Source organism: Nonomuraea sp. CA-143628, from assembly GCF_050942315.1.
GTDB lineage: Bacteria > Actinomycetota > Actinomycetes > Streptosporangiales > Streptosporangiaceae > Nonomuraea.
This window is the reverse complement of record NZ_CP192072.1, coordinates 2,233,400-2,259,116: the sequence shown is the minus strand read 5'-3', so window position 1 is coordinate 2,259,116 and position 25,717 is coordinate 2,233,400. Positions and strand designations below refer to the sequence as shown.

Sequence of the window (25,717 nt, the reverse complement as noted above, 5' to 3'; positions counted from 1 at the left end):
GCTGAGAGGGGCCCTCCACCCCTGTGCGCGCCGGATAAATCCCCTTAAACTCCGGGATCGTGCGACTTCGCTCCTTGATCGTGTGCGCGATCCTGCTGGCCTTAGTGCCGGCCGCTCCGGCCTTCGCCGACGACCCCCTGTCTACCCCGACACCCTCGCCGAGCGCGACCCAGGAGAAGCTCGAGGACGGCCTGGCGCTCACCGGCGGCACCGTGCGCGCCATCGTCGAGCTCAGCGACCCGGCGCAGAACGCGCCGGTGGCCAAGCAGGCGGCGGCCGACAGCGTGGACGTCGTGCTGCGGCCGGAGAGCCAGCCGTTCATGGTGGTCCAGGGCACCGCCGAGGAACTGGCCGCGCTCGCCGCGGACTCGCGCGTCACCTCGATCCACCGTGATCGCGCCTATCCCCCGACTGCGGCGAACAACCTCACCCAGATCGGCGCCGACCAGGCGCACGCCCAGGGCTTCGTCGGCACCGGCCAGGCGGTGGCCGTGCTCGACACCGGCATCGACGAGGACCACCCGAACTTCGGCAACCGGATCGTGGACGAGGCGTGCTTCTCCGCGGTGGACGAGGGCGTGGAGTCGCTGTGCCCGAACGGGCAGACCACGCAGACCGGCAAGGGCGCGGCCGACGCCATGACGGCCAAGTGCCTGGCCGACGGGGAGAACCTGTGTGACCACGGCTCCCACGTCGCGGGCATCGCGGCGGGCAACGGCGGAGTCGCGCCGGGCGCGGGGATCGTCGCGGTGCAGGTGTTCAGCCGGGTCAACGACGAGTCGGTCTGCGGCGAGGCGTCGTGCCTGCTGGCGTACGAGTCGTCGCTGCGGCTGGCCCTGGACTACGTGCTCGCCTCGACGCAGCCGATCGCCGCGGTGAACCTGAGCCTGGGCGGCATGCCGTCCGAGGGCTCCTGCGACGACAGCGAGGAAGGCACGGTCTTCAAGCCGAAGATCGACGCCCTGCTGGCCAAGGGCATCGCGACCGTGGTCGCCGCCGGTAACGAGTATTTCGAGGGGACCTCGTTCCCCGCCTGCATCACCTCCACGGTGGCCGTGGGCGCCAACGACGACAGCGACGCGATCGCGGACTTCTCCAACCGGGGCGCCGGGGTGGACCTGTTCGCACCGGGTGTGGACATCGACTCGTCGGTGCCCGACAACCAGACGGCCGTCTACAGCGGCACCTCGATGGCGACTCCGCACGTGGCGGGCGCGCTGGCGCTGCTGAAGGCGCAGTCCCCGCAGTCCCCGATGACCGAGCTGATCGACAAGCTCAAGTCGACCGGCCGCCCGTACGTCTATCAGGTCTCCGACGGCACCCAGGTCACCACGCCGCGCCTGGACGTGCTCGCCGCGCTGACCGGCAGCGCGCCGCAGCCGCCCATCACCCAGACCCCGGCGCCGGACCCCGAGCCCGACCCGTCCGACCCGGACCCCGAGCCCGACCCGTCGGACAGCAGCGGCCCCACGCCGACGCCCGAGCCGTCGGAGACGAGCCCGACGCCGGTCCCGCTGCCGACCCTCACCGTGACCGTGACCGTGACGGTCACCCCCAAGGCCCCCGCCACGGTGTGTACGCGCGGCACGACCGGCACCCGCCTGACGGCCAAGAAATGGGCCGTGGAGCTGCACCGGAGCACCGGCAAGCTGCCCGACGCCACGCTCACCTGCTACCTGAGCCTGGTGCAGAAGGCCAGTACGGTCTTCCCCGAGCTGACCAAGGCATCGACTTTGGGCACCGCGTACCGGGTGCTGAAGGCTAAGAAGACCAATCGGGAGAAGCTGGACGCCGCCCTGCTGACGGGCTGGCTGAACTGGGCCCACGGAACCAACGGGACAACCACCTTGAAGTCCGCAGAAAAGGTGCGACTCACCACTAAGGCCACAAGTGCCGCGCTGAAGAAGGCGGCGAAGAGCGTCCTGCCGAAGTAGCGGCAAAGGTTTCTCTGGCTACGATGCGTCACTTGGGAAACAGCGACATCACCCCTCTCGCGGGTGGGGACTGTGCAGGCAATATGCCTTTCCCCACCACGGAGGAACCAGTGAAGCTACGACCGCTGCTGACCGGCATGGTCGCGCTCGCCACGGTCTCGGCCGCGCTCGTCGCGGCCCCGGCCGGCAGCGCGGACAGCCGCGCCGGCGGCCCGCTCATCAGCCCGGCGCTCGTCGCGGAGATGCAGAGGACGGAGCGCGTCCGCTCGATCGTCGAGCTCCATCCCGGCCAGGACGGCGAGGCCGTCGCCAGGGACATCATGGCGGCCTCCGCGGCGGCGCGGATCGTCGAGACGGCGAAGTCGCCGAACTTCTTCGTGGCCGAACTCGACAACGCGTGCCTGGACGCGCTCAAGGATGACTACCGCGTCAAATCGGTCTACGCGGACGAGTTGAGCTCGGCCTTCATGGACGACAACACCAAACTCCTGGACGTGAGCACCAAGGTGATCGGCTCGGATCGGGCCAACGCGGCGGGCTGGACCGGCAAGGGCGCCACGGTCGCCATCCTCGACACCGGCATCGACGAGGACCATCCGTTCTTCGCCGGCCGGATCACCGACGAAGCCTGCTTCTCCTCCGCGAACCCGAGCGTCGAGGCTGTCTCGCTCTGCCCCAACGGGCAGCCCAGCCAGACCGGCCTCGGCGCGGCGAACGCCGAGACCCCGCTGTGCATCGCGAACGGCGTCAACCAGTGCCGCCACGGCTCGCACGTGGCGGGCATAGCGGCGGGCGCGATGGTGCGGGGCGCCCCGTCCAACGGTGTGGCCCCGGCCGCGGCCATCCTGCCCATCCAGGTCTTCACCCGTATCAACAGCGCCACGGCCTGCGGCGCGGCGGGAGCCCCCGCGACCCCGTGCTTCCTGAGCTACACCTCCGACCAGAAGCTCGCGCTGGAGTACGTCGCGAAGGCGGCCAAGGCGCGGCACATCGCCGCGGTGAACATGAGCCTCGGCGGCGGCCGCATGTGGACCGAGCCGTGCGACAACGACCCGCGGGCGGGCGCGCACAAGGCGCAGTTCGACGCCCTGCGGGCGCTCGGCGTGGCGCCCGTGGTCGCGGCGGGCAACTCCGGCAACGACGGCGTCGCCTCCCCGGCCTGCGTCTCCAGCGCCATCGCGGTGGGCGCCACGGACGACAGTGACCAGATCGCCGCGTTCTCCAACCGCGGCGCGATGCTGGACGTGTTCGCGCCCGGCGTCAAGATCAACTCGTCGGTGCCCGGTGGCAAGTTCGCGGAGCTGAGCGGCACCTCGATGGCCGCGCCGCACGTGACCGGCGGGTTCGCGGTGATGAGGCAGGCATTTCCCGGCCTGGGCGTCGCCCAGGTCATGGCGAAGCTGCAGAACACCGGCATGGACATCTCCTACAGCAGCGAGTTCACCGAGGTGAGCACCGAACGGATCAACCTCGCCAGAGCGATCCTGCCGAGCCAGTCCGCCCTTTAAACCCTCGCCCGGCCTGCCGTCCGGCCCTCGGCAGGAGTTTGGTCAACCCATGACCGACTCCTGCCGCTTAGGGTGGCTTTTATGGACGCAGGCAAGGCGATCTTGGATACCGTTGACAGGCTTCGCCAGCGGCGCACCGCCCCGCTGGTACTTGAGCTCGACCTGACCGAAGGGCTCACCGAAGGGCCACCGGCGGACCCGCTCTCCGCTGTGCTGTCCATGCGCAAGACGCGGCTGGCCGATGTGCTCTCAGGCCTCAAGCGGGCCAGGCAGGACTCCAGGGTCAAGGCACTGATCGTGAAGATGGGCGGCAACCCGCTCGGTCTGGCGATGGTGCAGGAACTGCGCCAGGCGGTGACCCAGTTCCGCGACTCGGGCAAGCTGACGGTCGCCTTCGCCGAGACGTTCGGCGAGTTCGGCAACGCCACCGTGCCCTACTACCTGGCCACCGCGTTCGAGCGGATCTACCTGCAGCCGAGCGGCGACGTGGGGCTGACCGGCGTGGCGCTGGAGCAGCGGTTCGTCAAGGGCACACTGGCCAAGCTGGGCGTCGACTACGAGGTCGGCCAGCGGCACGAGTACAAGACCGCGGCCAACATGTTCACCCAGGACCACATGACCGAGCCGCACCGCGAGTCGATGACCCGCATCGTCGAGTCGGTCATCGAGCAGGTCGGCGCGGGCATCGCCGAGGGCCGCCGGCTCGACCCGGCCAAGGTGCGCGAGCTGATCGACCAGGGGCCCTTCATCGGCGCCGAGGCGCTGGAGGCCGGCCTGGTCGACGGGCTGGCCTACCGCGACGAGGTCTACGACGAGGTCAAGCGGGCCGCGGGCGGTGAACCGCATCTGCAGTACGTCTCCCGCTACGCCAAGGCCGCGGCCGTACGCAAGCTGCCGCACCCGACGGCCGACGGCCTCGCGCTCGTCCACGGCAACGGGCAGATCAGGTCCGGCCGCAGCGGACGCAGCCCGCTCGGCGGCGGCGGCGCGATGGGCTCCGACACGGTGAGCGCCGCGCTGCGGGCCGCCCGGCGCGACGAGCACGTCAAGGCGATCGTGTTCCGGGTGGACAGCCCAGGCGGCTCGTACGTCGCCTCGGACACGGTCTGGCGTGAGGTCGTGCTGGCCCGCAAGGTCAAGCCGGTGATCGTGTCGATGGGCGACGTGGCCGCCTCCGGTGGTTACTTCGTCTCGATGGCCGCCGACGTGATCGTCGCCCAGCCCGGCACGCTGACCGGCTCCATCGGCGTGTTCGCCGGCAAGCCGGTGATGCGGGAGTTGCTGGAGAAGGTCGGCATCAACTCCGAGCTGGTGGCCGGGGGCGCCAACGCGGGCATGTTCTCCGCGACGCGCGCCTTCTCCCCCGAGCAGTGGGAGCGGGTCAACGCCTGGCTCGACCGTATCTACGATGACTTCGTGGGCAAGGTCGCCGAGGGTCGCGGCCTGACCCGGGAGCGCGCCCACGAGCTGGCCCGCGGCCGCGTCTGGACCGGCTCCGACGCCCGGTCCTGCGGCCTGGTAGACGAGCTGGGCGGCCTCGAGGACGCGCTCGGCATGGCCAGGAAGCGCGCGGGCCTGGGTGCGGAGGCGCCCGTGCGGGTCTATCCGCGGCTCAACCCGCTGGAGCGGCTGCTGGGGCCGGAGTCGAGCGAGGACAAGGCCGCCGCGCTGGCCCGCGTCCGCCTGGAAGCCTGGGGGCCGCTCGCCCGGCTCTCCGCCGAGCTGGGCCTCCCGGCCGCCGGGCCGCTGACCCTCCCTAGCTGGTACGCGATCCGCTGAGACCGCCGTACGTGATGTCGGGTGGCGCTTTCGTACGCCCTGCCGTCAGGAGCCGCCCATCGGGCGGTAGCGACCGCGGAGCCGTACCAGCGGCTGGAGTGACGGCGTGATGTACGGCACCGCGAGCACACGCGCGACGAACAGCGTGTGATCCCCGGCGGGGACCACCTGGGTGGTCTCCGCTTCCAGGGCCGCGACGCCGCCCTCGACGACGAGCGCGTCCGAGTGGGTGCCACGGTGGTGCGCGATGCCCGCCACCAGGTGCCGGGCGCTGGGCCGGCCGGCGGTGGCGAAGCGGCTCGCGACAGCGGCCTGCCCCGCGGACAGGAGCGAGGCCGCCCAGCGGTCCTGGCGCAGCAGCACCTCGCAGAGGTAGCCGCCGCTGCCCAGGCTCACCAGGATCAGCGGCGGCTCCAGCGAGACCGACATCAGCGCCGAAACCGTGGTGCCCAGGTCGTCGCGGCCGTCGCGTACGGTGACCACCGCCACGCCCGCCGCGAGCTGCGCCATCGCCTCGGTGAACTCGCTCACGACGAGAGCCCCCGGAGCGCGGGGACCCTCGCCGGGCGGGTCAGCCGAGACCGTTGGAGGTCAGCCATTCCTTGGCCACCGTGGCGGGCTCGTCCTTGTTGACGGCGATCTTCTGCATCATGTCGAGCAGCGACTGCGTGGTGAGCTTGGCCGAGATCGCGTTGAGCGTGGTCTTGACCGTGTCGTTCACAGCCGCCTTGTTGACCAGCGGCGTCACGTTCTGGGCGGCGAAGAGGTTCTTCGTGTCCTGGAGCGAGACGAGGTTGTTGGCGGCGATCTTCGGGTCGGTGCTGAACACGTTGCCGACCTGGACCGTGCCGTCCTTGATGGCGTCGGCGGTCGTGGCGCCCGTGGCCTTCCAGTCCTTGAACTCGATCCCGTAGACCGACTTGAGCTCCGCCTCCCACCGCTTCTTGAACTCGGCCGGAGCCCCGATGACCATGGTCTTGGACACCTTGGCCAGGTCGTCCATGGTGTTGAGCGACTGCTTGGCCTGCGTGTCCTTGCTGATCGTCAGAGTGTCCTTGTCCTCGGCGGGAGAGGAGTCGAGGACCTCGAGCTCGGGCGGCAACTTCTCCTTCAGCCCGGCGTTGACCTCGTCGGTGGTCTTCGCCTTGGTCTCCTTGTCGACGAAGGCCAGCAAGTTGCCGTTGTACTCGGGCACGACGGTCAGCCCGCCGCTCTTGACCTGGTCGTAGATGACCTCGCGGGTGCCGATGTTGGGCTTCTCCTCCACCTGCACGCCCTTGGACTGGAGCGCCTGGGCGTAGATAGAGGCCAGCAGGGTGTTCTCATCGAAGTTGGCGGAGCCGATGATGACCTTGCCGCCGCTCGCGGAGGCCGAGCCGCTGGGCGCCGCGCTCGTGGTGTTGAGCGGGTTGCCTCCACCACTGCCGCCACCTCCACAAGCGGCCAACGCGAGCGATGCCGTCAGCAGCACCGCCGCGGTGCCGAACATGCGTTTCATCGTTATTTCCTTCCTTAGCGGCAGGTATTGGAGAGATTAGCGGACCTTGACCCGCTGGCTCACCCCTGGGGAGACCGTCACCCTCCGGACGAGGGTGAACAGCACCTGCACGACGAGCGCGAACAACACAATCAGTACTGAACCCCCGACGACACTGGCGTAATCCTGAGTCGAGAACCCGTCGATAACGAATCGCCCCAGCCCGCCCAATCCGGTGTAGGCCGCGATCGTGGTGGTGGCGACCACCTGGATGGCCGACAGCCGGAGCCCCAGGAGGATCAGCGGCAGCGCCACGGGCACCAGCACCCGCCCGAGCACCTGCCCGCTCCGCAGGCCCATCCCGTAGGCGGCGTCGCGCAACTCCGGGTCCACGCCCCTGATGCCCTCGAAGGTGTTGACCAGGATCGGGGGTATGGCCAGGAGCACCAGCGGAATGATCACCGGCAGGATGGACGCGGTGCCCAGCAGCAGCACGAACAGCACCAGCAGCCCCAGCGTCGGCAGCGCCCTGGCCAGGTTGGCCGTGACCACCACGCCGATCCCGCCCTTGCCGGTGTGCCCGATGAGCAGGCCGAGCGGGATCGCGATCAGCACGGCCAGGGCCAGCGCCATGACCGAGAACTCCAGGTGTTCGAGCAGCCGCGCGGGGATGCCCGCCGGGCCCGACCAGTTGTCGGCCTTGCCGAAGAACTCCAGCAGCCAGTTCACGCGGACCTCCTAGCCCGTACCCAGGGCGTGAGCAGCCGCTGGGCGAGCACCAGAAGGCCGTCGGCGATGAGGGCCAGCAGCACGATCAGCACGATGCCGACGAGCGCGGGCGGCACGAACGGGTTCTGGTAGGCCCTGGTGAACAGCATGCCCAGGCCGCCCTGCCCGATCAGCGCGCCGACGCTCACGAGACTGATGCTGGAGACGGCGACCACCCGGAGCCCGGCGATCACGACGGGCGTGGCGATCGGCAACTCCACCTGCACCAGGCGGCGCAGCGGCGTGAACCCCATCGCGACAGCCGACTGCCGCACGTGCTCGGGAACCGCGCCGAGCCCGTCGACGACCGACGGGATGAGCACGGCGCAGGCGTAGAAGGTCAGCGGCACGATCACGGTCGTCTTCGACAGGCCGGTGAACTGGATGAGCAGCATGAAGACCGGCAACGACGGCAGCGCGTAGATCACGTTGAACACGCCCGTGGTCGGCTGGTAGAGCCAGCGCCAGCGCACGCTGGCCAGCCCCAGCGGCAGCGCCACGATCAGCGCGACGACGATCGGCACCAGCGACATGATCAGGTGGTCGCCGAGCAGGTTCTTGATGCTGTCGACCCGGCCGGTGTCCCAGTTGCGCGCGATCCACTCCCATATGGAAGGAGGCCCATCGGCCATCGCCCAGGTAGAGGGTGATCCGTCAGCCATCGGCCGCCTCCGCCAGTGCCTCGTCGAGCGCCTCCCGGGTGGCGGCGCCGACGACCTTGCCGTCCCCGTCGACGGCCACCGCGCAGCCCGACGGCGACAGCAGCGCCGCGTCGAGGGCCGAGCGCATCGAGTCGCGGCCGAGCACGAACGTCCCGTACGGCTCCAGCTCGGCGGGCCGCTCGCGCGAGATCCAGCCGACCGGCCGGTCGTCCCCGGTGACGACGAGCAGCCACGGCTCGTCCGTGGGCCCCTCGAAGCCCTCGGACACGGTCAGGTCGTCGCGCAGACGCAGGCCCTCCGTCGAGATGAACTGCAGGCGCCTGATGCCCCGGTCATGACCGAGGAACTCGCGGACGAAGTCGTCGGCGGGCTCTGACAGCAGCGTCTTGGGGTCGGCCAGCTGCGCCAGCTTGCCGCCCACCCGCAGGACGGCCACCCGGTCGCCGAGCTTGATGGCCTCGTCGATGTCGTGGGTGACGAAGACGATGGTCTTGTTCAGCTCCGCCTGCAGCCTGAGCAGCTCTTCCTGCAGGCTGGTGCGGACGATCGGGTCGACCGCGCTGAACGGCTCGTCCATGAGCAGCACCGGCGGGTCCGCCGCGAGCGCCCTGGCCACACCGACCCGCTGCTGCTGCCCGCCGGACAGCTGGAACGGGTAACGCTCGCCCATGGCCGAGTCGAGTCCCACGCGTTCGAGCAGCTCCATGGCGCGATCACGGGCCTTCTTGCGGTCCCAGCCGAGCAAATAGGGGACGGTGGCGATGTTGTCAACGATCTTCCGGTGCGGAAAGAGGCCGGCCTGCTGGATGACATAGCCGATGCCGCGCCGCAACGTCGGCGGATCGATGCCCTGCACGGGCTCACCGTCAAGGAGGATCCGCCCCTCTGAGGCGTCGATCATCCGGTTGATCATTCGAAGGGACGTCGTCTTCCCGCAACCGGAGGGGCCGACGAACACGGTGATCTCACCCGTCGGCGCCTCAAGGCTCAGGTGATCGACTGCGACCGTGCCGTCCGGATAGCGTTTGGTGACGTCGTCAAATGTGATCACGCGCGACCTCTCGCGTTCGTGGCGGGGGCCGCAGCCCCCCTGCTACGACCGCCGCATGATCTCTCAGGACGACCAGACTACGGCGATCCAGCGCACTCTGTCCCCTCGGGCCTCTCTGAAACGCTTCAGCTAGCTGCAAGTTTCATACGAAATGCCGTTCTGGTAGTGCGCGGCACCTGGGTAAGTTGGCATGATTAACACCACAAACTCAGACGCCGCACCCCCCACCTCAAGCGTCCGATTTCAGCAAGAGGATCCGGCCCCGTGACAGACTTGCTCACCGATCACCCCTCCCGGGCCGAACTGATCGCGGAGCTCTACGACCGTTATGCCGCCGGGCTGTTCGCGTACTGCGCCGACCAGCTCGGAGACCACGGTTCCGCAGCCGACGCCCTGGTGTCCGTCCTCGGTTCCGCCGCCGACGCCTGGGCGTCCGCCCGCGGTTCCACGGCCGCCGCCTCGATGTCCGCCCGCGGTTCCACGGCCGCTGCCTCGATGTCCGCCGGCGCTGGCGGGCAGGCGGGGCCGCCTGCGCGCGCCGCCCTGTTCGCGTTCGCCCGCCGCGAGATCCAGCGCCGCGATGTCGTCTACGCGCCGCCGGCGGTCGACCCGCTGATCGACCCGGCGTCCGCACTGGTGGAGCGGGTCCTTCGAGAGCTGCGCCCGCACCAGCGCGAGGTGCTGGTGCTGTGCGAGGTGTGCGGCCTGGACCGCGCCGAGCTGGCCTGGGTGCTCGACGTGGCGCCCGACACGGCGGACGAGCTGGCCACCAGCGCCACGCACCGCTACCGGCAGGCGCTCGACACCACCCTGGCCCGCACAGAAACCCGCGTGTCCAAGCCGGTGGCCGACGTCTACGGGGCGCTCGGCGTGGCGCCGCTGCGCGACGTACTGGGACGGCTGCCCTGGCCGCCGCCGCCCGCCTCTCTCCACTCGCATTTCGCTCCTCAGGTCCCGCCCGGTCGTACGGCGGCGCCGATGTTCGTCAAGCCGCTCTGGCCGGGCCCGCCCACGTGGCCGCAGCCGTTGGCCGTGGCGGACGCGGCGACCAGCACCGGGATCTTCCCGACGGAGCTGCTGACGCCGCCGTCGCCGTCCCGAGTGCCGGAGCACGAGGCGCCCACGGCACCGATGCCCAAACTCCGCGACCCGTTCGGACCCGGCTCCCCTCTTGAGGGTCCCGCTCCTACAGGTCTGGCTCCCAAGGGTCCGACTCCCGAGGGCCTGGCTCCTGAGGGACAGCGCTTCTTCACGCCTCGGTCACCCAGCACGCGACTGCCCGGGGACGTGCTCTCCGACACGCGGTCATCTGGGGACGCGCTCTTCGGCAGGCGACCGTCCGACGACGCCCTCTCCGGCACGCGACCATCCTCCGACGCGCTCCCCAGCAAGCGACCGTCCGACGACGCCCTCTTCGGTAAGCGACCGTCTGGGGACGCGGTCTCCGGCTCGCGGCCGTCCGACGACGCCCCCTCTGGTGCGCGACCGGTGCGTGATGGGTTGTTCCGCTTACCGCAGCCCGCTTCCGAGAAGCCCGCGCCCGCCCGGCCGGCCGAGGAGCCGGAGCCCCTGCCGAAACGTCCGTTCACTCTCTCGGCGTCCATTCCGGCGGACGTGCTGGACGACGAGCCGATCACCCAGGAACTGCCCGCCATTGGCGACATCCTCGTGCACAAGGGCGAGGCCAGGGAGCCGGGCGCCCTCTTCGTCCCCAGGGCCGCCGCCAGGGAGCCCATCTACCGGTTGCCTGCCCCGCTGCCGTTCCCACCGACCGTGGACGACCTGCCCATCGTGGACGACCTACCCGAGGACCTCCCGGAGGTACCGGACCTACCGCGAGCCCGGGTACGCCCCGGCAAGGACCGGCACCACGACTGGGCGTGGGAACTGGTCGGATTCCTGGTCTGCGTCGCCATCGCGATGATCGTCTTCTTCGCGGTCCCGCTCATCATCGGCTAGCTGCGAGCATTGACCGCAGATCGCTCGCTGCCAGCCGCTCCCGCTGCTCCACCGGAACCGCCGACAACACCATCCGCCCAGCATGTTCGACCATCGTCGTCCGGTGGATGGCCTGCAGGCCGTCCACTACCTCAGCAGCCACCCGCAGTCCCTCGTCAACCCCGCCGTTGACCACTGTGCATTGCGCGGTCAGCAGGCGCGCGATAGCCGGGTACTGGTAGTCGGGGTTGCCTCTGATGATCTGGTCCCGCGCCTCACTGGCCTGCGCCATGTCGCCTGCCGCGCTGTACACCCATACCCGAGCGAACGGGAGCTGCCCCGACCGCCAGTAGTCAGCCATGATGCTGGCCGGCAGATGACCGGTGCTCAGACGCTCGCTGATCCGCTCCAACGTCGCGCGTGCTTCATCGTGTCGCCCAACCATGGCCAGGGCCCGGCAGCGGGTGTAGTCGATCAGCGCGGCGCCGTACGAACCCGGCACCTTCTCGACCAATGGCGCGGCGCTGGACAGAAGACGGAGCACCGTTTCCGGGTCCCGCTGACCACCGCCGATGCCGTGCCCCGCCTCCGTGCTGCGTACGCCGAGTTGCAGGTACAGGTCGCCGCTCGCGTCGGCGGCTTGGCGTGCGGTACGCCACCACCGGAGTGCGGCGCCGTGTTGGGCGAGGCGGGTGAGCACGTTGGCGTGCAGCGTGGCGAGCGCGGCCAACGCGCGGTACAGGTCGCGCGTATGCGCGTGGTCGGGCCCGATCTGGGCGATGCTCTGCTGGACCTGGTGCACCGCCGCCATGAGGTCGATATGGATGTCCGCTTGGACCTGGGCGGGGGGACGACGCCGGATGGCGTACAGATGGTCGGCGCAGACAAGTTCCCAGTCTTCTGCTGATCGAGTGCTGGGGATGCTGAGGTCGATGAGTTGGCGGAGAGCTTCGCTGGGTCCGAGCGCTCCGAGGCCGGCGGCCATCTGCAGGAGTCTGCGGCGTTCCGTGGCGTCCTCCCCCAAATCGTCTTCTATATCCAGAGTACGCACAGGGCCCAACATCTCGATAGTGGGGCGAAACTCCGCATTTATCGCGGTTAGCGGCTCCGTATTCTCATATGCCGCAATTAGCTCACCTGCCGCATTGGTAGCGGCGTCGAGCGCCATGACCACTGTATGGGTTGGCGTCCCATATCCGTTTTCTAATTTATGGACATAACTCGTTGATATGCCCGCTGCTCTGGCGACCGCCGCCAGCGGACGCCTGCCACGGAGGCGGCGCAAGACCTGGCCGAATGTCTCCTCGCCCATGCCGCCTCCGCGCGCGCCCTATCGGGTTTTCCACTGTTTTCCACTCAACGCTGGTGGACAACGGTGAACGGCAGTTAACGCCCAGCGTCTAGACCACCGCATCCCGTACTGGCCACGCTACTGCTGAACGGCGGAAACGTCCCCGCATTCGAAAGCCAGGCGCCACAAGCTGCGATCAATTGACGGAGTCTGAAATGTACCTAGCTGATCAGGAATTGCGGGCACAAGGAGGAAGGAAGGCCAGCATGGGCCGTCGCGAAGACCCCAACAGCCCGAAGGACGAAGAGTTCGACGCCGACAAGCACGGCAAGTCTCCCGGCAGCAGCACCAACGACCAGCATCAAGAGCCCAAGGGCGACCACGCCAAGGGCAAGGGAAAGAAGTGAACGTCACCCCCGAGCGAATGGACCGGCTGATCGCCGCGTGCGATCCCGAGGAAGCCGGCGACATCAGCGACTCCATCAAGGAGGCGGTGCGGAACGTCCCCCGTCACTTGTTCATTCCGTCGGTCGGGCTGGTCGTCGAGGAGGGAGAGCCGTACCTGATCGACCAGCAGGCCGACCCTGGCGCCTGGTGGGATGCCGTCTACTCGCGCAGCATCATCGTCACACAGCTCGACGACGGCACCACCGACCTGAGCGCGCTGCGGGGAGACTCCACCTCGTCGGCGTCCGCGCCGTCCACGGTGGCCGACCTGCTCAACCACCTGCGGGTGGAACCCGGTCACCGTGTCCTCGAAGTGGGGACGGGCACCGGATGGACGGCGGCGCTGCTGTCCCATCTCGTGGGAGGTCAGGGGGAGGTGACCTCCATCGAGGTGGATCCCCAGGTGGCCGAGCAGGCGGCGAAGAACCTGAACGAGACAGGGTTCCGTCCGCGGCTGCTCGTCGGTGACGGCGCGCTCGGCTGCACGGATGGGGAGCCGTACGACCGCGTACACGTCACCTGCGGAATCAGGACGATCCCGTACCCGTGGGTCGAGCAGACACGGCCCGGCGGCGTGATCGTGCTGCCGTGGCATCCCGGCTACGGCACCAGCCACGCGCTACGCCTGGAGGTGCGGGAAGACGGGACCGCCGTCGGGCGGGTGGTCGGGTACGCCGGTTACATGATGCTGCGGTCGCAGCGTCCCCGCCCGAGCCTGAATCAACTGCCGGGTCAGGAGCGGCGGCACTATCGGGTGGCGCTCGATCCACGAGCGCTCGGTCAGCTGTGCGCGGGCGCGGACCTGGCCATAGCGGCGCTGACCGGGTGCCTGTCGCACACCACCACGGGGGCTGACGACAGGGGCGAGTATGCCCGGATGTGGGTCTCCGACCCGGACGATCCTCGCTCGTGGGCAGCGGCCACGTGGCGGCCGGACGATCTCGACTACGGCGTCCAGCAGGTAGGCGACCGGCCGCTGTGGGATGAGGTCGTTCAGGCGTACGCCCAGTGGGTTGCCTTGGGCGAGCCGCACTGGGAGCGCTTCGGCGTGACGGTCACGCCGGAGGGACAGCGGGTATGGCTCGACACTCCGGAGGTGATGTTGAGCAGCGCCTGAGCATGCGAAAAGGCGCCGTCAGCCGGCCGACAGGATCAGCCCGCTGGTCGGGACGCCGGTGCCCGCCGTCACCAGGACGTTGCGGACGCCGCTCACCTGGTTGGCGGAGGTGCCTCTCAGCTGCCGTACGGCCTCGGCGATGCCGTTCATGCCATGGATGTAGGCCTCCCCCAGCTGGCCGCCGTTCGGGTTGACGGGCAGGGGGCCGCCCAACTCGATGCCGCCGTCCTGGAGGTAGTCAGGAGCCTCTCCCCGGCCGCAGAAGCCCAGCTCCTCCAGTTGGGCCAGGACGAACGGGGTGAAGTGGTCGTACAGGATGGCTGTCTGGATGTCCTGTGGGGTCAGGCCGGACATTTCCCATAAACGTCGGCCGACGACTCCCATCTCCGGCAGGCCGCTCATGTCATCGCGGTAGTAGCTGGTCATCATCATCTGTCCCGCGCCCGAGCCTTGGGCGGCGGCCGTGATAACCGCCGGGGAGCGGCGCAGGTCCCGGGCCCGTTCGGTGGTCGTGACCACCAAGGCCACGGCCCCGTCGCTCTCCTGGCAGCAGTCGAGCAGGTGCAGCGGCTCCACGATCCACTTGGACTCCTGGTGCTCCGCCAGGGTGATGGGGCGGCCGTGGAACCAGGCGGCGGGGTTCGTGGCGGCGTGCCTGCGCATGGCGACGGCCACCCGGCCGAAGTCCTCTGAGGTGGCGCCGTAGGTGTGCATGTACCGCTGGGCGAACATGGCCACCCACCCGGCGGGCGTCATCAGCCCGAACGGTACGTGCCAGCTCATCTCCAGCCCCTGCGAGGTCGGCTGGCCGCCCAGGCGGGCGTCCGGCTGCCCGAACCTCCGGCCGGACCGCTCGTTGAACGCCCGGTAGCAGACCACGGTGGTGGCCATGCCGGTCGCGACGGCCATGGCGGCCTGCGCCACCGTGCCGCACGCCGCGCCGCCCCCGTACTCGACCCTGGAGAAGTACGTGAGCTCACCGGCGCCGATCTCGCGGGCCACGGCGATCTCCTGGTTGGTGTCCTGGGTGAAGGTCACCATCCCGTCCACGTCACCCGGCGCCACCCCGGCATCGTCGAGCGCGGCGAAGACGGCCTCGGCCGCCAGTCGCAGCTCCGACCGGCCGGATCGCTTGCTGAACTCGGTGGCGCCGATGCCGGCGATGGCGGCTCGTGACTTGAGCACTGACGTGCCACTCCTTCGGGTCAGGGGGCTCTGTTCGGGTCGGGGCCCTGTTCGGATCAGGGCCCTGACCGGGTCAGGGGCTGTGGGGGTCAGGGGCTGTGGGGAGGGTGAGGGTGATCGTGCCGGTGGCGTGGTCGCCGAGGCTGACCTTGCCGCGCACCTCGACGGTGAGCTCTCCCTCCGCCCGCGAGACGACCGCGCCCGTGAAGCTGAGCCGGTCGCCCGCGTACGCCGGGACGCCGAGCTTGACGTTGATACGCCTGATGATGGCCGCCGGACCCGCCCAGTCCGTGACGTACCGCTCCACCAGCCCCATCGTGGTCAGGATGTTGAGGAAGATGTCCTTGGAGCCCTGAGCGCGGGCGCGCTCGACGTCGTGGTGCACCGGCGTGAAGTCCATGGTGGCCAGGGCCGTGGAGACGACCACCGTGGGCGTGAGGTCGATCGACAGCTCGGGAAGCACCGAACCGATCTCGACCTGATCTTCGGTCAGCGTCTCCATCACGACTCCCCTGGCGCCCACATGGGCAGGACTAGTTCGTCGTCCAGCGCGCGGTACGTCACACGCAACGACATGCCGATACTCACGGCGTCGGTAGGACAGTCCACGATGTTTCCCACGATCCGCACCCCTTCTGGCAGTTCCACCACTGCCACCACGAAGGGCGTCTCGCGTCCCGGCACCGGGGGGTGGTGGTGGACGACGTAGCTGTAGACGGTGCCGTGGCCGCTCGCCACGGTGTGGGTGCGGTTGGTGGAGCGGCAGGCGGGACAGATCGGGCCGGGTGGGTGGCGCAGCTCGCCGCAGTCGGCGCAGCGCTGGATGCGCAGCTCGCCCTGCTGGACGCCCTCCCAGAAGAAGGCCGTGTCGGCGTTGACGGCGGGGCGCAACGGGTACGGCTCGCGGCGGCCGGTCTCCGGGGGTTTCGCGGTCCCGGTGCGTGGGCGAAATTTCAGGATTCGGAACATCATCTCGGCCACTGGTTCGTCCGCCTCGTCGTACCAAGTGACGTTCCAGGTGGCGAAGTAGCCCTCGCCGAGCGCCGTCCGCTTCGGGCCCACAAGGCTCGTGAAGCGGGTCGACGGGGTCAGGCGCTCGCCGAGCCGTACGTACCGGTGATAGGTCTGCTCGCAGTTCGTCGCCACCACGCCCGTGTAGCCGTGCGCCTGCAGCGCGGCGAGCATGTCGTCGACCGGCGAGCGGTCCTTGGCGTCCTGGCGGAGGCCCTGCATGGTCCAGACCTGGATCATCGCGGGCGGGGCGACCCCTTGGTCGAGGTAGGCGGGGTTCGCGTCGCCGAGGGCGGTCAGCCAGTGCCTGATCATGGGCACGTTCACCGGATCGGCCGCGGGGGTGCCGCGCATCTCCCCGAGGGCGATCTGCTTGTCCGCCAGTTCCCGCAGTTCCCTGTCCACGCGCGCGGAGTCGGTCATCGAGGGGTCGGTCATCGGGGCGGCCTCGGGAGGCTCAGGCCGAGCATCGCGATCAGCTCGCGCTGCACCTCGTTCACCCCGCCGCCGAACGTCAGCACCACCGCGCCCTTCACCCCGTGATCGGTGCGCTCCAGGAGCTCGGCCGTCTCCGGGTCCGACGGGTCGCCGTAGCGGGCCAGGATGTCGCCGATGAGCCGGCCGACCTCCTGTACCCGCTCCGAGGCGTAGATCTTGGTGGCCGACGCGTCGGGCGCGCCCAGCCAGCCGAGGTCCATGTTCGCCGCGACCTGCCAGTTGAGCAGCTCGTTCGTACGGAAGTAAGCCCTTATCCTGCCGAGCGCCCGCCGTACGTCCGGATTCTCCAGCCGCCCGGTACGCCGCGCCCAGGCCAGGAAGCGGTCGTAGGTCCCGCCGAGGTTCCCGGCAGGACCGAGCGTGACGCGTTCGTGGTTGAGCTGGTTGACGATCAGGTCCCAGCCCTTGTCCACCTCGCCGACGACCATGCTCGCCGGGACGCGGACGTCGGCGTAGTAGGTGGCGTTCGTGTGGTGACGGCCGTCCATGGTGATGATCGGGGTCCAGGAGAAGCCGGGATCGTCGGTCGAGGCGATCATCATCGTGATGCCCTTGTGCTTCTTGGCGTCGGGGTTGGTGCGGGTGGCGAGCCAGATGTACTGGGCGTAGTGGGCGCCGCTGGTGAAGATCTTCTGGCCGTTGACGACGTAGTGGTCGCCGTCGAGCACCGCCGTGGTCCGGAGCGAGGCCAGGTCCGTACCGGCCTCGGGCTCGCTGTAGCCGATCGCGAAGTGACACTCGCCGGCCAGGATGCTCGGCAGGAACATCTCCTTCTGCTCCTGCGTCCCGTACTGCATCAGGGTGGGTCCGACCGTCTGCAGCGTGATGATCGGGTACGGCACGCCGGCGCGGGCGATCTCGTTGGCGAAGATCTGCTGTTCGAGCGGGCCGTAACCGGCGCCGCCGTACTCCTTCGGCCAGCCGAGGCCGAGCTTGCGGTCGCGGCCGAGCCTGCGGCAGTGCTCCATGTAGGCGGTGCCGAAGGGGTCCTGGGAGATCTTGCGGCGGTCCTCGTCGGTGAGGCAGTTCTGGAAGTACTCGCGCAGCTCGTCGCGGAGCCTGCGCTGCTCGGGGGTCAGGTCGATCAGCATCAGACGAGCGCTCCGATCAGGTCGAGCTGGGCGTCGGTGCCGCCGAGCAGGTGCGTCAGGTGCTTGACGTGCGCGAAGTAGCGGTGCAGCGGGTACGTCACGTCGAGGCCCAGACCGCCGTGCAGGTGCTGGCAGGTGAAGAGCGCCTTGTACGCCTCACTGACGTGGAAGGCGGCCACGGCCAGGTCCTCCTCCGCCGGGAGGTCGTTGGCCAGGAGCCAGGCGCCCGACCACACGGCCACGTCGAGCGCCCGCGCGGCGATGTAGACGTCGGCGATCTGTACGGTGACCGCCTGGAACTCGGCCAGGGCGCGGCCGAACTGCTTCCTGTTCTTGATGTACTCGGTGGTCAATTTCAGAGCTCCGGCCAGCACGCCGCTCGCCTGGGCCGCGACGGCCGCCGTGAAGATCTGCCGCAGACCGGAGACCGCTTCCGGACCGGCCAGCCGCTCGGCCGGGGTCCGGTTGAGCACGACGGTGGCCAGCGGCTCGCCGTTGGCGGCGAACTCCGGGCGCGCCGTCCATCCGCCGGTGACCAGGAACACCCCCTCGGCGGCCGTGACCAGCATGTACGCCGCCTCGCTCCCGTACGGGACCCCGATCTTGCGGCCGGTCAGCACCCACCCGTCGCTGTCCCTCTCGGCGGCGGTCACGGGCGGGGCCGCCGGCGCCCAGCCCGGCTCCCGCAGCGCCACCGTGCCGATGCCGTCGGCCGGCCGGCGCTGCTGCGCGGGTGTGCCGTAGCGGGCCAGCGCGAGCGTGCTCATCAGCGTCGCCAGCGCGGGCGCGGGTGCGGCCCGCGCGCCGAACTCGCGGAGCACCACGGCCAGCTCGACGGACCCGAGCCCGGCTCCGCCCGCCTCCTCCGGTACGCACACGCTCATCAACTCCGCCTGGCACAGCGCCTGCCAGAGCCGTTCGTCATACGGCCGGCCGCTCTTCTCGTGCGCCTCCAGCCGCTCCTGGGTCGCCTCTTTCGCCAGGAGGTCGGCGGTCAGGGTACGCAGGTCCTGCTGGGTCTCATCCAGGTTGAAATCCACTATTTCTCCAAAAGGTGTTGCCGGCCGTGCCGGGCGAACTCCCGCTCGATCGCCGCGACGTCCGCGCCGCCCAGTAATCGGATCTCCGCGCCCGCAGGACGCCACCAGACGGGGTCGGCCGTCCGCCAGCCCTCCTTCACCAGGACACGCTTGACGACCTTGTGCGAGGGGGTCTGGGGCAGACCGTCGGAGATGCGTACGTACCGGGGGAACGACTTGGCGCCCAGATCGCGGCGCCCGGCGAGGAACCCGGCGAACGCCACGGGGTCGAACGCCGCCTCCAGGACCAGCGCCGCCATGACCTGGTCTCCGGCCGCCGCGTCCGGCACCGGGTAGACGGCCGCCTCGATCACGCCCGGGAACTCCCGCAGGACCGCCTCGATGGGCGCCACCGCCAGGTTCTCGCCGTCCACGCGGAGCCGTTCGGTGCCCCGCCCGGCGAAGAACACGTAGCCGTCGGCGTCCGCGTACGCCAGGTCGCCCGACCAGAACACGCCCTCCCGCATCCGCTCGGCGTCGGCCTCCGGGTCGTTGTAGTAGCCGTCGAACAGGCCGAGGCCGCCGGTGTTCACCAGCTCGCCGATCGCCTCGTCGGGGTTGAGCAGCCGCCCGTCCTCGACGCGGCCCGGCGGGCACGGCAGGCCGGTCAGCCAGCTGCGGATCTCGATGCCCGCCGGCAGCCTGCCGAGGCAGCCGGGCGGTCCCGTGGGGTCCGGAGTGAGGGAGATGGCCGTCTCCGTCGACCCGAACGCGTCGATCACATGACAGCCGAACCGCTCCCCGAACCGTCTGGTCGCCGTGGCGCTCCCCTCGTTGCCGAAGGCGAGCTTCAGGGGGTTGTCGGCGTCGTCGGGCTGCCGCGGGGTGGCCAGGACGTAGGAGAGCACTTTGCCGACGTAGTGGAGGTACGTGCAGCCGTACCGCCTGATGTCCGGCAGCAGGCCCGACGCGGAGAACCTCCGCCGCAGCACCAGCGTCGCCCCTGATGCCACGGCGGGGGCGTACGCGGCCATGACGGCGCCGGAGTGGAAGAGCGGCATCGCGCAGTAGACGGCGTCGGCGGGGGTCAGCATCGCGGCCAGTGAGACGCCGGGGACGGCGATCTTCCGCTGCGTGATCCGCACCGCCCGCGGCCGTCCGGACGTCCCCGAGGTGAAGATCAGCATGACCAACGCGCCCGGATCAGCCGGACTCGTGCCGGGATCAGGGCTCGCGTCCGGCTCAGATCTCGCGTCCCTCCCCGGAAGAGGCAGGTCCCCCGAGCCCCTGTCCGGGACGGGCGTCGAGGCCGTACCCGAGGCTTCGGCGACGGACCGCGCCACCGTCTCGTACGGCGTGTCCCACAGCAGAAGCCCGACGTCGGTGGCCTGGGCGTCGCGGGTCAGCTCCGCCACCGATCGGGTCGGGTTCAGAGCCACCAGCACCCGCCCGGACAGCGCGGCCCCACCCAGCAGGAACACCATCTCCGGAACGTTGTCGCAGAGCACCCCCACGTGCGGCGGCCCGTCGAAGGAGCGGGCGGTCAGCCAGTCGGCGGCGGTACGGCAGGCGGCCACGACCGAGCGCCACGACCACACGCGATCCTCGAACACCAGCCCCGGACGGTCATCATCGGCCCGGGCCAGTAGCAGGGCGGCGAGTGTGTCCGCGGCCATCGACCCTCCCAGCAAGCGCTCGGTCAACAGTTCCGCAAACTAGAACAGATTCTAATATCTGTCCAGCCACGACACATCCCAACAAGTCTGGATATATGCCTGTAGCGCCGCAGACATGCGCCTATGCAGGCTCTTTGTGACTCGCGGGTAACAAGCCGAGTTATCGAGAAATCAGATAACGTGTTCTCATGCGTACCCCGCAGGCGACCACCGCCGCGCCCCCCAGCGACACCGAGGGGATCATGGAGAGCCATTCCACGTCCGGCGGTCACAGCGTCCGTACGCGTAGCCAGCACCAGCGACGCAAGCGCATCGTCCAGGCCGCCGCCGCCCTGGCCTCACGCGGCGGCGTCGAGGCCATGCAGATGCGCACGGTCGCCGAGCGGGCCGGAGTCGCGCTCGGCACCCTCTACCGCTACTTCCCGTCGAAGATGGACCTGGTCGTGGCGGTCGTCGGCGAGGAGATCGACCTGCTGGAGAGCAGCATCCAGCGCCGTCCGCCGAGCGCCTCCACCCCGGCGGGCCGCGCGGTCGACGTCCTGATGCGCGCCACGCGCGGCCTCATGCGCGAGCCGGAGCTGGCCGACGCGCTGATCCGGTCGCTGATCATGGCCGAGGTGGAGACGCCGTTCGGCGACCGGATGACGGGGCTGCTGCTGCGCGTCTCGGCCGACCTCACGCGCGATCGGGCCAGCGAGGTGCAGCTCGACCTGGCGGGGTCGCTGTCCAGCGTGTGGGTGCAGGAGCTGCTGGAGATGCTGCGCGGGCGCCGCACCTATGAGCAGATCCAGCGCCGCATCGAGATCGCCGCCGCACGGCTCGTCAACGATCTCTAGTTGTCGTCAGCCGACCGCCCTGAACGTACGGCGATACGCGTGCGGGGACACCCCCAGCGACGCGTGCAGGTGCTGCCTCAGGGAGGCCGCCGTGCCGAAACCCGCCTGTTCCGCCACCCGGTCCACCGGCAGGTCCGTAGTCTCCAGGAGGTGCCTGGCCAGCTCCACGCGCTGCTGGAGCAGCCATTGGCCGGGGCTCTGGCCCACCTCGTGGCGGAAGCGCCGGGTGAAGGTGCGCCTGCTCATGCCCGCGTGTTCGGCCAGGTCGGCCAGCTGGAGCGGGGTGGACAGGTGCTGGAGGGCCCACGCCCGGGTGGGGGCGGTGCCGGAGGCCGACGGTTCGGGGACCGGGCGTTCGACGTACTGGGCCTGGCCGCCGTCCCGCCACGGAGGGACGATGCAGTGGCGGGCCACCTGGTTGGCGATCTCACTTCCGTGGTCGCGCCGCACCAGGTGCAGGCAGAGGTCCACGCCCGCCGACGCGCCCGCCGAGGTGAGCACGTCGCCGTCGTCCACGAACAGCACGTCCGAGTCCATCCGCACGTCGGGGAAGAGGCGGGCGAAGCGCTCGGCGTGCCGCCAGTGGGTGGTGGCCGGGCGGCCATCGAGAAGTCCCGCGGCCGCGAGGACGAAGCTGGCGATGCAGATCGAGACGACGCGGGTGCCCGGCCGTACCAGGGAGAGGGCGTCGAGCAGCTTGGGAGGCAGCGACTCCGGGCCGGTGATGTCCGCGAAGCCGACGGCGGCGGGGATGACGACGGTGTCGGCGCTCGCCAGTGCGCTCGCGTCGTGTTCGACGACGATCGCGTAGTCGGCGGCCGTGGCGACGGGGCCGCCGTCGAGCGTGCAGGTGATCACCTCGTAGAGCGGCTCGCCTCCCGGATCGCGTGCCGTACAGAAGATCCTGGACGGCACGCTCAGCTCGAACGGGATGACGTTCGGCAGCGCCAGTACGACCACACGATGCATGGCCCGATCTTTACACATCTTGGCCTCCGGGCCACTCGCCGCCCGATACCCGGCGCAGCAAGCTTGACCCCATGAAGATGCGAGCGATCAGCCAGAACGCCCTGGGCGGACCAGAAGTGCTGAAGATGATCGAGGTGGAAAGGCCCACGCCGGGACCGACCGAGGTGCTCGTGCGGGTGCACTCGGCCGGGGTCAACCCCGCGGACTGGAAGACCCGGGCCGGCGGCGGTCACCTGGGGGTGCCGCCGTTCGTGCTCGGCTGGGACGTCTCCGGCGTCGTCGAGCAGGTGGGCCTGGGCACGACCATTTACCGGCCCGGTGACGAGGTCTTCGGCATGCTTCGCTTTCCGTACGGCCACGGCGCCTACGCCGAGTACGTGAGCGCCCCGGCCCGCCATTTCGCCCCCAAACCCGCGAACCTCGACCACAACCAGGCGGCCGCGATCCCCCTCGCCGCGCTGACCGCCTGGCAGGCGGTGGTGGACACCGCCAGGCTGACGGAGGGTCAGCGGGTGCTCGTGCACGCGGCGGCGGGCGGTGTGGGGCACTTCGCCGTGCAGATCGCCAAGGCGCGCGGCGCGTACGTCATCGGTACGGCCAGCGCCGCCAAGCACCAGCTGCTCCGCGACCTCGGCGCCGACGAACTGGTCGACTACCACGACGAGGACTTCGCCGAGGTCGTCCGCGACGTCGACGTGGTGATCGACACCATCGGCGGCGACTACGGCCCGCGCTCGCTGCGCACCCTGCGCGAGGGCGGCACGATCGTCTCACTGGCCCTCTCGCTCCTGGACGAGAGCCTGCACGCGCGGGCCGCCGAACGCGGCGTCCGGTCGGCGGCCATGCTCGTCGAGCCCGACCACGCCACGATGCGGGCGCTGGCCGCGCTGGCGAAAGCCGGGAAACTGCGGGCCGAGCTGGCCGCCGTCCTGCCGCTGGCGGACGCGGCCAAAGCCCACGAGTTGGGCGAGTCCGGCCGTACGACGGGGAAGATCGTCCTCTCTGTACGTCCCTGAGACTCGTCGGTTTGTCGGTGGCGGGGGCTATACAGGGGGTATGACTGAGCGGCCGTCGAACGAGGAGTTCCTGCGGCAGACCGACCTGATGCGGCGCGAGTTGCTGGCGCACTGCTACCGCATGCTGGGGTCGGTGCACGACGCCGAGGATCTCGTCCAGGAGACCTACATGCGCGCGTGGCGCGCTTACGACGGGTTCGAGGGGCGTTCGTCCCTGCGCACCTGGCTCTACCGCATCGCCACGACGGCCTGCCTGACGGCGCTCGACAGCCGGGGCCGGCGGCCGCTGCCGACCGGGCTCGGCGCGCCCGCGTCCGAGGCGACCGGCCCTCTGGTCGAGGGCAACGAGGTGCCGTGGCTGGAGCCCGTGCCCACCGGGATGGTCGGCGTCGGGGCCGACGACCCCGCCGCCATCGTCACCACGCGCGACAGCATCCGGCTCGCGCTCATCGCCGCGCTGCAGCACCTGCCGCCCAGGCAGCGGGCGGTGCTGATCCTGCGCGACGTGCTCAAGTGGCGGGCCGCCGAGGTGGCCGAGGTGCTCGGCACCACGACCGTCGCGGTCAACAGCGCGCTGCAGCGCGCCCATGCCCAGCTCGACGAGGTGGCGCCGAGCCTCGACGACCCGATCGAGCCGCTGACGGCCGAGCAGCGGGCGCAGCTCGACCGCTATGTGGCGGCGTTCGAGAATTACGACGTGGCGGGCATCGTGGAGTTGTTCACGAAGGACGCGGTCTGGGAGATGCCGCCGTTCACCGGCTGGTATCAGGGGGCCGAGGAGATCGGCCGGCTCATCGCGACCAACTGCCCGGCGAAGAAGCCCGGCGACCTGCGGCTGGTGCCGGTCGAGGCGAACGGGCAGCCGGCGTTCGGGATGTATCTGCGGCACGGGGATGTCTATGACGCGTTCGGGCTGCCGGTGCTCACGTTCACCGGCTCGCGGGTCAGCCATGTCGCGATGTTCTTCGACCTGGGCCTCTTCGACACCTTCGGGCTGCCTCGCACGCTGAGCGGGGCTTCCACCGGAAACTAGAACCCGTTACAGTCACGTCCAGAGCATCATTCTGGAGGCTACTGTGGGCACACCGGTGATCGTCGAGGCCGTCCGCACCCCCATCGGCAAGCGTGGCGGCTGGCTGGCCGAGCTCAAACCGCAGCAGGTGCTGGCCACCGCGCTCAACGGCCTGATCGAGCGCTCCGGGATCGACCCGGCGATCGTCGGCCAGGTCTTCGCCGGGTGCGTGACCCAGGCGGGCGAGCAGGGCGGGCATGTGGGGCGGCACTCCTGGCTGTACGCGGGGCTGCCGTACCAAACGGGAGTGACCACGGTCGACGCGCAGTGCGGATCGTCGCAGCAGGCCGTACACCTGGCGGCGGCGATGATCCAGGCCGGCGTGATCGACGTGGGCATCGGGTGCGGGGTCGAGGTGATGAGCCGGGCGCCGCTCGGCAGCAACGTCCTGCCGGCCAAGCCGAAGCCCGACGACTGGAACATCGACCTGCCCGACCAGTTCACCGCGGCCGAGCGGATCGCGGAGCGGCGCGGGCTGACCCGCGAGCGGCTCGACTGGTTCGGGGCGCGGTCGCAGCAACTGGCCGCCAAGGCGTGGGCCGACGGACGGTTCGAGCGGGAGATCGTGCCCGTCGGGCAGGTACGCAGGGATCAGGGCTTACGCGAGACCACCGTCGACGGGCTGGCCGCGCTCAAGCCGGTGATGGGCGAGGGCGGCAGGCACACCGCGGGCACCTCGTCGCAGATCTCCGACGGCGCCGCCGCGGTGCTGGTGATGAGCGAGGAGACGGCCCTGCGCCACGGCCTGCGGCCCCGGGCGCGGATCCTGGCCCAGGCCCTCGTCGGCGCGGAGCCGTACTACCACCTGGACGGGCCGGTGGACGCGACGGCGAAGGTGCTCGCGACGGCCGGGATGACGATCGGCGACATCGACAGGTTCGAGGTGAACGAGGCGTTCGCGTCGGTCGTGCTGTCATGGGCGAGCGTGCACGAGCCCGACTTCGACCGCGTCAACGTCAACGGCGGCGCGATCGCGCTCGGCCACCCCGTCGGTGCCACGGGGGCGCGGCTGCTCACGACGGCGCTGCACGAGCTGGAGCGCTCCGACTCGGCGACCGCGCTGGTCACGATGTGCGCGGGCGGGGCACTGGCGACGGCCACGATCATCGAACGCGTCACGTGACGTACGAGGGACGTCCGTCCCACGATCACGTCCGACAACACGTGGGTCCGTTCCGCGACCACGTCCGACAACACGTGGGTCCGTTCCGCGGCCACGTCCGACGCCACATGGGTCCGTTCCGCGACCACGTCGCACACGGCGAAGGCCCGCCGCGCGATCCCCGGGCGCGTTGTGCGCGGCCGCGTCCGAGGAAATCCCGTACCGATCTCACGTTTCCGTCCCGCACACTCGACCGAGGACCAGCACGCT

Annotated in this window: 23 protein-coding genes and 1 pseudogene; 10 read left to right on the top strand and 14 right to left on the bottom strand. The window is 70.0% G+C overall.

Features of this window, described 5'->3' with window-relative positions; genetic code table 11:
- The first annotated feature begins 59 nt into the window (after positions 1–59).
- The 3 genes from ACQP2T_RS10570 to sppA all read left to right on the top strand — a co-directional run bounded on the left by ACQP2T_RS10570 (position 60) and on the right by sppA (position 5,221).
- Positions 60–1,934, top strand: a complete 1,875-nt coding sequence (locus ACQP2T_RS10570) for a S8 family peptidase (RefSeq protein WP_433515970.1) — start codon at positions 60–62, stop codon at positions 1,932–1,934.
- A gap of 110 nt (positions 1,935–2,044) precedes the next feature.
- Positions 2,045–3,442 (top strand): S8 family peptidase, encoded by a 1,398-nt coding sequence (locus tag ACQP2T_RS10565; RefSeq protein WP_433515969.1) that lies wholly within the window; start codon positions 2,045–2,047, stop codon positions 3,440–3,442.
- A gap of 81 nt (positions 3,443–3,523) precedes the next feature.
- Positions 3,524–5,221, top strand: a complete 1,698-nt coding sequence (sppA, locus tag ACQP2T_RS10560; RefSeq protein ID WP_433515968.1) for a signal peptide peptidase SppA — start codon at positions 3,524–3,526, stop codon at positions 5,219–5,221.
- A 45-nt stretch (positions 5,222–5,266) separates the two neighbouring features.
- On the opposite strand, the gene ACQP2T_RS10555 is transcribed toward sppA, so the two are convergent.
- The 5 genes from ACQP2T_RS10555 to ACQP2T_RS10535 are packed head-to-tail and all read right to left on the bottom strand — an operon-like array spanning position 5,267 to position 9,179.
- Positions 5,267–5,752: a flavin reductase family protein gene (locus ACQP2T_RS10555; protein WP_433515967.1), complete on the bottom strand. Its 486-nt coding sequence runs from the start codon at positions 5,750–5,752 to the stop codon at positions 5,267–5,269.
- Between the two features lie 40 nt (positions 5,753–5,792).
- Positions 5,793–6,719: an ABC transporter substrate-binding protein gene (locus ACQP2T_RS10550; RefSeq protein WP_433515966.1), complete on the bottom strand. Its 927-nt coding sequence runs from the start codon at positions 6,717–6,719 to the stop codon at positions 5,793–5,795.
- 36 nt (positions 6,720–6,755) lie between these two features.
- Positions 6,756–7,427, bottom strand: a complete 672-nt coding sequence (locus ACQP2T_RS10545) for an ABC transporter permease (protein WP_357949999.1) — start codon at positions 7,425–7,427, stop codon at positions 6,756–6,758.
- The gene (locus tag ACQP2T_RS10540; RefSeq protein ID WP_433515965.1) at positions 7,424–8,128 is read right to left on the bottom strand and encodes an ABC transporter permease; all 705 of its coding nucleotides are present in this window, start codon (positions 8,126–8,128) and stop codon (positions 7,424–7,426) included. Before ACQP2T_RS10540 ends, ACQP2T_RS10545 begins: the two co-directional genes overlap by 4 nt.
- Positions 8,121–9,179 carry an ABC transporter ATP-binding protein gene (locus ACQP2T_RS10535; RefSeq protein ID WP_433515964.1) on the bottom strand — a complete coding sequence of 353 codons (1,059 nt, stop codon included), beginning with the start codon at positions 9,177–9,179 and terminating at the stop codon, positions 8,121–8,123. The genes ACQP2T_RS10540 and ACQP2T_RS10535 overlap by 8 nt, the downstream gene beginning before the upstream one ends.
- A gap of 264 nt (positions 9,180–9,443) precedes the next feature.
- Here ACQP2T_RS10535 and ACQP2T_RS10530 point away from each other — a divergent pair, with 264 nt between their 5' ends.
- Positions 9,444–11,138 carry a hypothetical protein gene (locus ACQP2T_RS10530; RefSeq protein WP_433515963.1) on the top strand — a complete coding sequence of 565 codons (1,695 nt, stop codon included), beginning with the start codon at positions 9,444–9,446 and terminating at the stop codon, positions 11,136–11,138.
- Here ACQP2T_RS10530 and ACQP2T_RS10525 read toward each other — a convergent pair.
- The gene (locus ACQP2T_RS10525; RefSeq protein WP_433520024.1) at positions 11,128–12,285 is read right to left on the bottom strand and encodes a hypothetical protein; all 1,158 of its coding nucleotides are present in this window, start codon (positions 12,283–12,285) and stop codon (positions 11,128–11,130) included. The genes ACQP2T_RS10530 and ACQP2T_RS10525 overlap by 11 nt on opposite strands.
- Positions 12,286–12,297: 12 nt before the next feature.
- Positions 12,298–12,429: pseudogene (locus ACQP2T_RS10520) on the bottom strand (helix-turn-helix domain-containing protein); the annotation flags it as partial.
- A gap of 245 nt (positions 12,430–12,674) precedes the next feature.
- Here ACQP2T_RS10520 and ACQP2T_RS10515 point away from each other — a divergent pair.
- Both ACQP2T_RS10515 and ACQP2T_RS10510 read left to right on the top strand, forming a co-directional pair.
- Complete coding sequence (locus tag ACQP2T_RS10515) at positions 12,675–12,815, top strand: hypothetical protein (RefSeq protein WP_433515962.1); 141 nt, start codon at positions 12,675–12,677, stop codon at positions 12,813–12,815.
- Entirely contained in the window at positions 12,812–13,972 is a 1,161-nt protein-coding gene (locus ACQP2T_RS10510) for a methyltransferase domain-containing protein (RefSeq protein ID WP_433515961.1), read from the top strand. The genes ACQP2T_RS10515 and ACQP2T_RS10510 overlap by 4 nt, the downstream gene beginning before the upstream one ends.
- 18 nt (positions 13,973–13,990) lie before the next feature.
- On the opposite strand, the gene ACQP2T_RS10505 is transcribed toward ACQP2T_RS10510, so the two are convergent.
- The 6 genes from ACQP2T_RS10505 to ACQP2T_RS10480 form a co-directional block, all read right to left on the bottom strand.
- A complete protein-coding gene (locus ACQP2T_RS10505) occupies positions 13,991–15,157 on the bottom strand; it encodes a lipid-transfer protein (protein ID WP_433515960.1) in 1,167 nt (388 codons plus the stop codon).
- 73 nt (positions 15,158–15,230) lie between these two features.
- Positions 15,231–15,659, bottom strand: a complete 429-nt coding sequence (locus ACQP2T_RS10500) for a MaoC/PaaZ C-terminal domain-containing protein (protein WP_433515959.1) — start codon at positions 15,657–15,659, stop codon at positions 15,231–15,233.
- Positions 15,659–16,606 (bottom strand): bifunctional MaoC family dehydratase N-terminal/OB-fold nucleic acid binding domain-containing protein, encoded by a 948-nt coding sequence (locus tag ACQP2T_RS10495; protein ID WP_433515958.1) that lies wholly within the window; start codon positions 16,604–16,606, stop codon positions 15,659–15,661. The genes ACQP2T_RS10500 and ACQP2T_RS10495 overlap by 1 nt, the downstream gene beginning before the upstream one ends.
- A complete protein-coding gene (locus ACQP2T_RS10490) occupies positions 16,603–17,757 on the bottom strand; it encodes an acyl-CoA dehydrogenase family protein (protein WP_433515957.1) in 1,155 nt (384 codons plus the stop codon). The genes ACQP2T_RS10495 and ACQP2T_RS10490 overlap by 4 nt, the downstream gene beginning before the upstream one ends.
- A complete protein-coding gene (locus ACQP2T_RS10485) occupies positions 17,757–18,797 on the bottom strand; it encodes an acyl-CoA dehydrogenase family protein (protein ID WP_433515956.1) in 1,041 nt (346 codons plus the stop codon). Before ACQP2T_RS10485 ends, ACQP2T_RS10490 begins: the two co-directional genes overlap by 1 nt.
- Positions 18,797–20,452, bottom strand: coding sequence for an AMP-binding protein (locus ACQP2T_RS10480; RefSeq protein ID WP_433515955.1), 1,656 nt, complete (start codon positions 20,450–20,452; stop codon positions 18,797–18,799). The genes ACQP2T_RS10485 and ACQP2T_RS10480 overlap by 1 nt, the downstream gene beginning before the upstream one ends.
- 242 nt (positions 20,453–20,694) lie before the next feature.
- Between ACQP2T_RS10480 and ACQP2T_RS10475 the strand changes: the two genes are divergently transcribed.
- Positions 20,695–21,288, top strand: a complete 594-nt coding sequence (locus ACQP2T_RS10475) for a TetR family transcriptional regulator (protein ID WP_357644750.1) — start codon at positions 20,695–20,697, stop codon at positions 21,286–21,288.
- A gap of 6 nt (positions 21,289–21,294) precedes the next feature.
- On the opposite strand, the gene ACQP2T_RS10470 is transcribed toward ACQP2T_RS10475, so the two are convergent.
- The gene (locus tag ACQP2T_RS10470; RefSeq protein WP_433515954.1) at positions 21,295–22,257 is read right to left on the bottom strand and encodes a GlxA family transcriptional regulator; all 963 of its coding nucleotides are present in this window, start codon (positions 22,255–22,257) and stop codon (positions 21,295–21,297) included.
- Positions 22,258–22,334: 77 nt separating this feature from the next.
- On the opposite strand from ACQP2T_RS10470, the gene ACQP2T_RS10465 reads away from it, so the two are divergent.
- From ACQP2T_RS10465 to ACQP2T_RS10455, 3 genes are read left to right on the top strand one after another with little or no spacing between them, the layout of a single operon-like run.
- The gene (locus ACQP2T_RS10465) at positions 22,335–23,273 is read left to right on the top strand and encodes an NADP-dependent oxidoreductase (RefSeq protein ID WP_433519751.1); all 939 of its coding nucleotides are present in this window, start codon (positions 22,335–22,337) and stop codon (positions 23,271–23,273) included.
- A 40-nt stretch (positions 23,274–23,313) separates the two neighbouring features.
- Entirely contained in the window at positions 23,314–24,306 is a 993-nt protein-coding gene (locus ACQP2T_RS10460) for a sigma-70 family RNA polymerase sigma factor (protein ID WP_433515953.1), read from the top strand.
- A 43-nt stretch (positions 24,307–24,349) separates the two neighbouring features.
- The gene (locus ACQP2T_RS10455) at positions 24,350–25,468 is read left to right on the top strand and encodes a steroid 3-ketoacyl-CoA thiolase (RefSeq protein ID WP_433515952.1); all 1,119 of its coding nucleotides are present in this window, start codon (positions 24,350–24,352) and stop codon (positions 25,466–25,468) included.
- Positions 25,469–25,717: the final 249 nt, after the last annotated feature.